Source organism: Pseudoalteromonas sp. McH1-42, assembly GCF_022347845.1.
Taxonomy (GTDB): domain Bacteria; phylum Pseudomonadota; class Gammaproteobacteria; order Enterobacterales; family Alteromonadaceae; genus Pseudoalteromonas; species Pseudoalteromonas rubra_D.
Map to the genome: position 1 here is coordinate 204,344 of NZ_JAKRFU010000005.1, position 7,537 is coordinate 211,880.

Here is a 7,537-nt window from a genome sequence, read left to right on the forward strand (position 1 = left end):
TGGGCATTCACTGTGAGTGTCCGCGCTGCTATTTAGGATAAAATGATGACTTTCAAACCTCAATTACGTGTGCCGGCGACTTATATGCGTGGCGGCACCTCCAAAGGTGTGTTTTTTAATCTCAGTGATCTGCCGGAAGTCGCACAGACTGCTGGTGAAGCGCGCGATAAGCTGTTACTGCGAGTAATTGGCAGCCCGGATCCTTATGGTAAACAAACGGATGGAATGGGCGGTGCGACCTCCAGCACCAGTAAAACCGTGATCTTGTCTAAAAGTAGCAAAGCTGAGCACGATGTGGACTATCTTTTTGGCCAGGTTGCCATAGATAAACCTTTTATCGACTGGAGTGGTAACTGCGGTAACCTGACCGCGGCTGTGGGGGCATTTGCGATTAGCAATGGTCTGGTTGATGCCTGCAGAGTCCCTGAAAACGGCATAGCCGTAGTAAGGATCTGGCAAGCCAACATAGAAAAAACCATTATTGCGCACATTCCCATGCTCAATGGTGAAGTTCAGGAAAGCGGTGATTTTGAGCTAGATGGTGTGACTTTTCCTGCTGCCGAAGTGGTGGTGGAGTTTATTGACCCGGCAGATGCTGATGCCGATATGTTCCCAAGTGGTAATTTAGTCGATCAACTGGTAGTGCCCGATATTGGCACTTTTGATGTGACTATGATAAATGCAGGGATCCCGACCCTGTTTTTCCGCGCAGAGGACTTGGGTTACACGGGGGTGGAGCTGCAAGAAGCTATTAATGGCGATGCTGCTTCACTGGCGCGATTTGAGCAAATCCGCGCTTATGGCGCAGTCAAGATGGGTTTGATTGAGCATATTGATGAAGCCAAAATACGTCAGCATACGCCTAAGATTGCGTTCGTGTGCGGGGCCAAAGCGTATACCGCATCCAGTGGAAAAGTGATTGCAGAGCAAGATATTGATTTATCTGTTCGCGCCTTATCTATGGGCAAGTTGCACCACGCTATGATGGGCACCGCGGCGGTTGCGATTGCCACAGCCGCTGCCATTCCTGGCACATTGGTGAACCTGGCGGCAGGTGGGGGAGAGCGTAACAGTGTTACGTTTGGTCACCCTTCAGGCACGCTAAAAGTGGGGGCTGAAGCGGAGCAAGTGAATGGTCGCTGGCTGGCCAAAAAAGCGGTGATGAGTCGCAGCGCCAGGGTGGTGATGGAGGGACATGTCAGAGTCCCACAAGAACAAGTTTAACGACGTACATCGGCCCGGTTTATCCGGGCTGATTTCTTAAGGAACGAAGTAGATGTATGAAGTGTTATTGTCGATAGCCCTGACAACGGCTTTGCTCATTGGCTCTCCCGGACCCGCTCCATTGGCATTGGCTGCGGTTGGAGCCAGTTCTGGGGCTCCCCGTGGTGTACCATTTTTAATTGGTATTCTGCTGGGTTTGCTCGTTGCTATTATTGTGGCTGCTACGGGTCTGGGCGCACTGCTGTTGAGTTATCCTAATCTCAGCGCGGTATGTCAGATTGTGGCCATTGTTTACTTGTTTTACGTCGCGTATAAAATTGCAAATAATCAAAGCGGTCTGTCGGATATTGAGGGGAGTGAAGTGGGGTTCCGGGACGGGTTTATTTTGAACCTGTTAAACCCCAAAGCTTACGCAGCCTGTATTGCTATTTTTGCTAATAACAGTGTACCTGATGTCAGCCCGATGATGGGAGCCATGTTGGCAGCGATCACCTGCTTTGTTGTTGCCATTGTCGTGGATAGTCTGTGGCTGATGCTCGGCGGCGTGTTGCACCGTTTCATTAAAACACCAGCACAGTTGCGTAATTTACGTTTATTTTTTGCCTTTTTGTTAACCTGTCTGCTAATTTGGATTAGTACAACCCATATCCTGAGCTGAGACTGCCATGGAGCGCTTTCATTCAATCTCCGTCGATACTGAACGCTTAAATGGCGACCTATTAATGAGTTTTAAAGCGCTGGGCAAGGTCAGTCATGCTGATTATATGGCCATTAAAGCTGTGATAGATAGTGCATTGAGAGCAGCAGTTGGTCAGAAAATCAGGGTCTTGGTGGATGTTACCGAGTTTGAGGGCTGGGACCTCCATGCAGCCTGGGACGATGTAGCACTTGCACTGCGTCACAGTCATGATTTTTATAAAATTGCAGTACTGGGGAACAGTCGTTGGCAAAAATTTGCGGCCATGGTGGGTAATTGGTTTGTTGAAGGCGAGTCTCGGTATTTTGAGGAAAAAACTCAAGCCTTGTCATGGTTAACAAAGTAAGTGACCCCGGTGACAGCGAAACATATATAATGGTCAGTGAGGCGTTAGGTAAAGGCTGAAATAAACTTATGAACACACTTTTTATCACAGGTGCAAATCGGGGGATCGGGCTTGCACTCGTTAAGCTTTATCTTGAGCAGGGCTGGCGAGTATTGGCCAGCTGTAGAACGCCGCAATCCGCAGAGGCATTGTGGCAGCTTGAGCAGCAATTTAGTCATTTGCAGATATTTGCACTGGACGTCATCCAGTATGAGCAGATGAACAAACTGGCGAAATCGCTGAGTGAGACGCCTATCGATTTAATCATTAATAATGCCGGGGTTTATGGCCCAAAAGGATATGCTTTTGGTGATTGTGATGTTGAGCAGTGGAAGCATGTGATGGAAGTCAACGTGATTGCACCTTTGAAGCTGGCCGAAGCGTTTAGCGCGCACCTTAAGTTAGGTGACGTGAAAACATTTGCTGTCCTGTCATCCAAAGTCGGCAGCATGACTAATAACACCAAAGGGGGCGGCTATATCTATCGTAGCTCGAAAGCGGCTCTAAATTCGGTGATTAAAAGCCTGTCAAATGACCTTTTGCCTGAAGGGATCAAAACCGTCGCATTGCACCCGGGCTGGGTAAAAACTGATATGGGTGGTCCCAATGCACTGATCTCACCCGAAGAATCTGCACAAGGGCTTAAACAAGTGTTGGATGAGCTTCATGAAGCGCAAAGCGGCGGATTCTATGACTATCAGGGGCTTGCCATTCCCTGGTAGGTCCCGGGTGCCTAAGCGATAGCAGGGCGCTTAAGTAGCGTTATCGCTAGATTTACTCGTCCCAAGATTGGCTACTTAATTACGCGGATTGCTAAAAATTCATCCCTGTACCAGCTGCTATTTTACGAAAACTTGTCCTGAATTTGTGCCAGGTGATAGTAACCGAGCTGGCCAAAACGGCGGAGCTGCGGAAAGGGGATTTTCGGTAAAGGCCGCTGATAAAGTGGTAAGTTAGGTACCGCATCGCTCATTGTTAGTTGAGCCAGTCGATATGCAGCTTGCGAGCTAAATGACACACCAGAACCACAATAACCCAAAATGTAGCCGACATTCTCCTCAAAAAAGACATGCGGCATATCATCCAGGGCTGCTGCAATATAGCCATGCCAGTAAAAGTCGTGTGCTATGTTAGTGAGGCACGGAAAGCACTCGGCAAGAGCCGATTTAAGATGAGTAAGGTATTTGGTTTTATGTTGATCTTTGGCGAAAACAGCACCTCGGCCACCAAATAACAGTCGATTATCTGGCAGTAGCCGGTAGTAATATTTAAGCCTGCGGGTATCCATGACGACCTGATGAGTTTTCAGGCCAGTTTGTGTCAGTTCGTCATTGCTGAGCGGACGGGTCACAAAGATACTGCTGAGGATAGGCAGATAGCGGTTGTTAATCAATGGATGACTGTGTTTGTTATTGTACGCGTTACCGGTATACAACAGCTTATCAGCGCTGATAGTTTGATCGTTAACGCTCAGTTGGTGGCGCTGGCTATGGTTAACCTCACTAACAAGGCTATGCTCGAATAAAGTCACCCCAGCCTTGATAGCCATGTTGCGATAGCCAAGTAGCAGTTTGAGTGGGTGTAAACCGAAGCCATTCTCATAGCGCATTGCACCATGAGCATGGTGATTTAACATGAACTGTGCGTCAAGCGCATCGCGGCTGAGTAGCTTGCTCGCGTCATTGCCGAAATTATCTGAGATAAACTGCGCAGCGCTTTGTAAGTTGGCATAAGCCTGAGCATTATGTGCTATTTTTAGATAGCCCGATGCTTGTACGTCACAGTCTATCTGGTGTGCTTCAATCAAAGAGCGGACTCTGTTCACACCGCCCTGAAATTCATCATAAATTCCACGGCTGACATCCATTCCCCAGCGTTTTGCATAATCGGCGTAGCCAAGCCGCCCTGAGCCAGGTAGCGCAAATCCTGCATTCCGGGCGCTCGCGCCGAAGCCAACCTGATTGGCTTCAAGGACACATACCTTCTGCTGATAAATATGGGCCAGATAATAAGCACTCAATAATCCACTAAAGCCGCCACCAATGATGGCCACGTCAAAATGCTCAGAAGCCTGAGGCGCGGAGTTTGCGACTGGCAGGGGCTGAGTTGCGGCCCAATAACTAGGCGCGAATGCTTGCCCCTGGCAGTGAGGTGCATGGAGAGGATCAAAAGCGTGCATCAGAACTCCAATACCATTTCAGCTGCTTGACAATGACATTCGTTGCCACAGACAGGGCAACAATATCCTTCGTACAAGGAGAGATCCAGCCAGCGATCATCATGGGCTTTGACAAGCTTCCCCCCAGATTTGGAGAAATATTTGACTGCACCATTGCCTGGGCTTTGCATCCACAGATGAGATACACCCGCCTTAGCTCCTTGCTGTTTCAGCACTTCAACAGATGCTTTGAGTAACTTAGGTCCAATTCCCTGTCCTTGTGCATCCGGATGAATTGCAATGCACTTAAAGTATGCCATCTGCTTTGGGTCCACCGGCCAAAGCGTTGTCGAACACCATTTATCAATGGGCCACTGGCCAGCGCTGTATGATGTTCTAAATCCAACAACTCGTTGTAACTCATCAACAGCAACGAAAGAGGCATTCAGATCATGTTGAGTGCCTCGTTGATGCATCATTTTAATACCGTCAAGATCGAGGTAATTCTCTCCGTGGACCAGATTAGCGAGTTCGATTACGGCCGGGTAATGAGTTGTGTTGAGTGGGAGGATTGAGATCATATGCGATTGCCAAGTGTCATTTACAAGGAGATCATTTTGCAGCATTTCTTAATTGAAAACAAAGCTGTTCAAAAAAACTTGTACAAAATAGGTACGAAATTAGTGTGTTTTATGTTCAACTGTTATTGACAGCGATGTCATCTTGGTAATAATTGTGACAACAGTGTGTCTGATGTAGATGTTGCAATGATCTTTATTGGCAGGCTGTGCACAACAACGATAATAAACGAAATCGGGGTGCTCGCAGAGTGTCCCACAACACAACAACATGTAAAGGATGTCCTATGAATAAACTAAACTTTGTCAGTCTGGCAGTGATTGGGGGCCTGAGTGCCCCCGCTTTAGCCCTCAATGTACAGCCCGATCCAAACAATTCAGGTGCATATTTACTTGATCGTGCGGGCCTTCAGGCTGCCGAGTCAACGCTGACTGCTAACCCTATGTATGCGGTCTGGGCAAAAGCACTACAAACACGCAGCAATGCCATCGTTGATGCAATTGTTCCGGGTGCGGCAAGCAACCCCGATAACGTAAAACGTGTAGAGCGAGTATTTGGTCAAAGTGAGTGGGATTTTTTGACTCAAATGGCGGCACCTGAGTACACCTATACACGATTTTTACGCGCAATTGGTAAGTTTCCAGCTTTTTGTGGTGATTACACCGATGGCCGCAATGCTGATGCTATTTGTAAAAAGTCTATCGTTACGGCATTTGCACACTTTGCTCAGGAAACGGGTGGCCATATTTCGAAAGACAATGTGTCAGACAACCCGCTACGCCTGGAAGAGTGGCAGCAGGCGCTGGTCCATGTGCGCGAAATGGGCTGGTCAGAAGGTCAACCCGGCTACACCACTGGGTGCGGTCAAAATGACTGGCAGAACCGTCGCTGGCCCTGCGCTGATGGCCAGGGTTACTTCGGTCGTGGTGCTAAGCAGCTATCCTACCATTTTAACTACGGTATGTTCTCTGAGGCAATGTTCGATGGTGACGCGACCGTACTGCTAAATAACCCGGCTTTGGTTGCCGACTCCTGGCTTAACCTTGCTTCTGCTATTTGGTTTTTCCTGACGCCACAGGCGCCAAAACCGGCGATGTTACATGTGATTGACCGGACCTGGGTACCGTCTCAGACAGAACTGAATGCTGGTATTGGTTACGGCTTTGGTACCACAATTAACGTTATCAATGGTGGCATTGAGTGTGGCGAGCACAACAGGAATAAAGGCCAGCCTGTCAATCGTATCCGCTATTGGGAAGGCTTGTCTCACTATTACACTATTCCAGTGGAAAGTGATGAGGAAAACACCTGCTGGCAACAAACGCCATTTGGTAGTCTGAATCTGGATGGTGCTGGCGAAGTGCTTTACACCAACTGGGAGGCAAACTGGGAGTATTACGCTGATCGTCCAGGCGGATTCTCATTTGAATGTAAGCTGGTAGGTTATCAGACCGCTTACTCAGCGCTTGTTGAAGGCGATTATGAGAAATGTGTGACCAACTTCTATGGCTCTCATACCGGATGGCCGGCCGTCACAGTCGTCGACAATCTGCCGCCACCAGATGACAAGCCGCCGGTAGATAACGTAGCCGCATGGGAGGCAAATAAAGTTTATTTGCAAGGTGATAAAGCCAGCTTCAATGGCAAAGTGTATGTTGCTAAGTGGTGGACTCGTGGTGACGAGCCAAACGGGACAGGCCCATGGGCGCTTGTTACCGCTCCTTGATTTTTAGGCTTTAACGTTACTTCGTGATTATATCATGACCAAAGCTCTTATAACTTAAGAGCTTTGGTAGCCTGAATAGTAAATCGATATTTATTTCGTCACTTTTTTAACGTACGTTACTTAACCTACTTTCTGCTTTTTGAAGCGTAGTGAAAGTAGGCACCTAGCCTGAATGAACTAGTTGAGTTTTTGTTATTACCAGCAACACCTGTATGCACTTGATGATGGTATTGTGAACTTACAATTTATTTCATGTTCCTTTTTCGGTATCATTGTACCGATAACTCTCAAAAGGACATTATAGCAATGAAACTCTCTACATTTGCTCTCTTCGCTTTTTTCATTACTTTCGCTGGTCAGGCTGCTGCAAGCTGCGATAAGTACAGCTGTGAAGGCGTTTCAAACGTCGTATTTTCTTCGGTTGTTGCAAACACCACTCAGGTAAAAGTGAAGTTCCCTCAGGGTACTAATGCCACTTTGGCTTGTAACCTGGATCAGGAAGAAGCGGCTGCACTGAATAAAACCAGTGAAAACTATCGAAATATGCAGTCTATGCTACTGACTGCTGTTGCCGCGAACCTGCCTGTTAAGCTCACTTTTAATCAGGCTTCTGCGAACTGCCAAATCGATGAAGTTGAAGTGAAGGTGGTTGAATAACACCACCGACCAAATTGTCGATACGGCTATACCTCTGTGCTCAAGTCAGAGCACTGCATTCAGGTATCCTGATTTTGTGTGCAACAGGCTGCCTGTGTCTCTGTGACACTA

Annotated in this window: 8 protein-coding genes; 6 read left to right on the forward strand and 2 right to left on the reverse strand. The window is 47.8% G+C overall.

Features of this window, described 5'->3' with window-relative positions:
* Window positions 1-45 precede the first annotated feature (45 nt).
* The 4 genes from prpF (at window position 46) to MHN31_RS06120 (ending at window position 3,028) form a co-directional block, all read left to right on the forward strand.
* Window positions 46-1,224: a 2-methylaconitate cis-trans isomerase PrpF gene (gene prpF, locus MHN31_RS06105; RefSeq protein WP_125562737.1), complete on the forward strand. Its 1,179-nt coding sequence runs from the start codon at window positions 46-48 to the stop codon at window positions 1,222-1,224.
* Between the two features lie 52 nt (window positions 1,225-1,276).
* Complete coding sequence (locus MHN31_RS06110; protein ID WP_125562717.1) at window positions 1,277-1,882, forward strand: LysE family translocator; 606 nt, start codon at window positions 1,277-1,279, stop codon at window positions 1,880-1,882.
* A 7-nt stretch (window positions 1,883-1,889) separates the two neighbouring features.
* Window positions 1,890-2,267 (forward strand): STAS/SEC14 domain-containing protein, encoded by a 378-nt coding sequence (locus tag MHN31_RS06115; protein ID WP_125562719.1) that lies wholly within the window; start codon window positions 1,890-1,892, stop codon window positions 2,265-2,267.
* Between the two features lie 68 nt (window positions 2,268-2,335).
* On the forward strand, window positions 2,336-3,028 hold the full coding sequence (locus MHN31_RS06120; RefSeq protein WP_125562721.1) for an SDR family oxidoreductase: 693 nt from the start codon (window positions 2,336-2,338) through the stop codon (window positions 3,026-3,028).
* Between the two features lie 122 nt (window positions 3,029-3,150).
* Here MHN31_RS06120 and MHN31_RS06125 read toward each other — a convergent pair whose 3' ends face one another.
* Window positions 3,151-4,485, reverse strand: coding sequence for an FAD-binding oxidoreductase (locus tag MHN31_RS06125; RefSeq protein WP_194868148.1), 1,335 nt, complete (start codon window positions 4,483-4,485; stop codon window positions 3,151-3,153).
* Window positions 4,485-5,042 (reverse strand): GNAT family N-acetyltransferase, encoded by a 558-nt coding sequence (locus tag MHN31_RS06130; protein WP_125562739.1) that lies wholly within the window; start codon window positions 5,040-5,042, stop codon window positions 4,485-4,487. The genes MHN31_RS06125 and MHN31_RS06130 overlap by 1 nt, the downstream gene beginning before the upstream one ends.
* 287 nt (window positions 5,043-5,329) lie before the next feature.
* Between MHN31_RS06130 and MHN31_RS06135 the strand changes: the two genes are divergently transcribed.
* Window positions 5,330-6,769: a chitinase gene (locus MHN31_RS06135; RefSeq protein WP_239443754.1), complete on the forward strand. Its 1,440-nt coding sequence runs from the start codon at window positions 5,330-5,332 to the stop codon at window positions 6,767-6,769.
* A gap of 306 nt (window positions 6,770-7,075) precedes the next feature.
* Window positions 7,076-7,426 (forward strand): hypothetical protein, encoded by a 351-nt coding sequence (locus MHN31_RS06140; RefSeq protein ID WP_239443755.1) that lies wholly within the window; start codon window positions 7,076-7,078, stop codon window positions 7,424-7,426.
* Window positions 7,427-7,537: the final 111 nt, after the last annotated feature.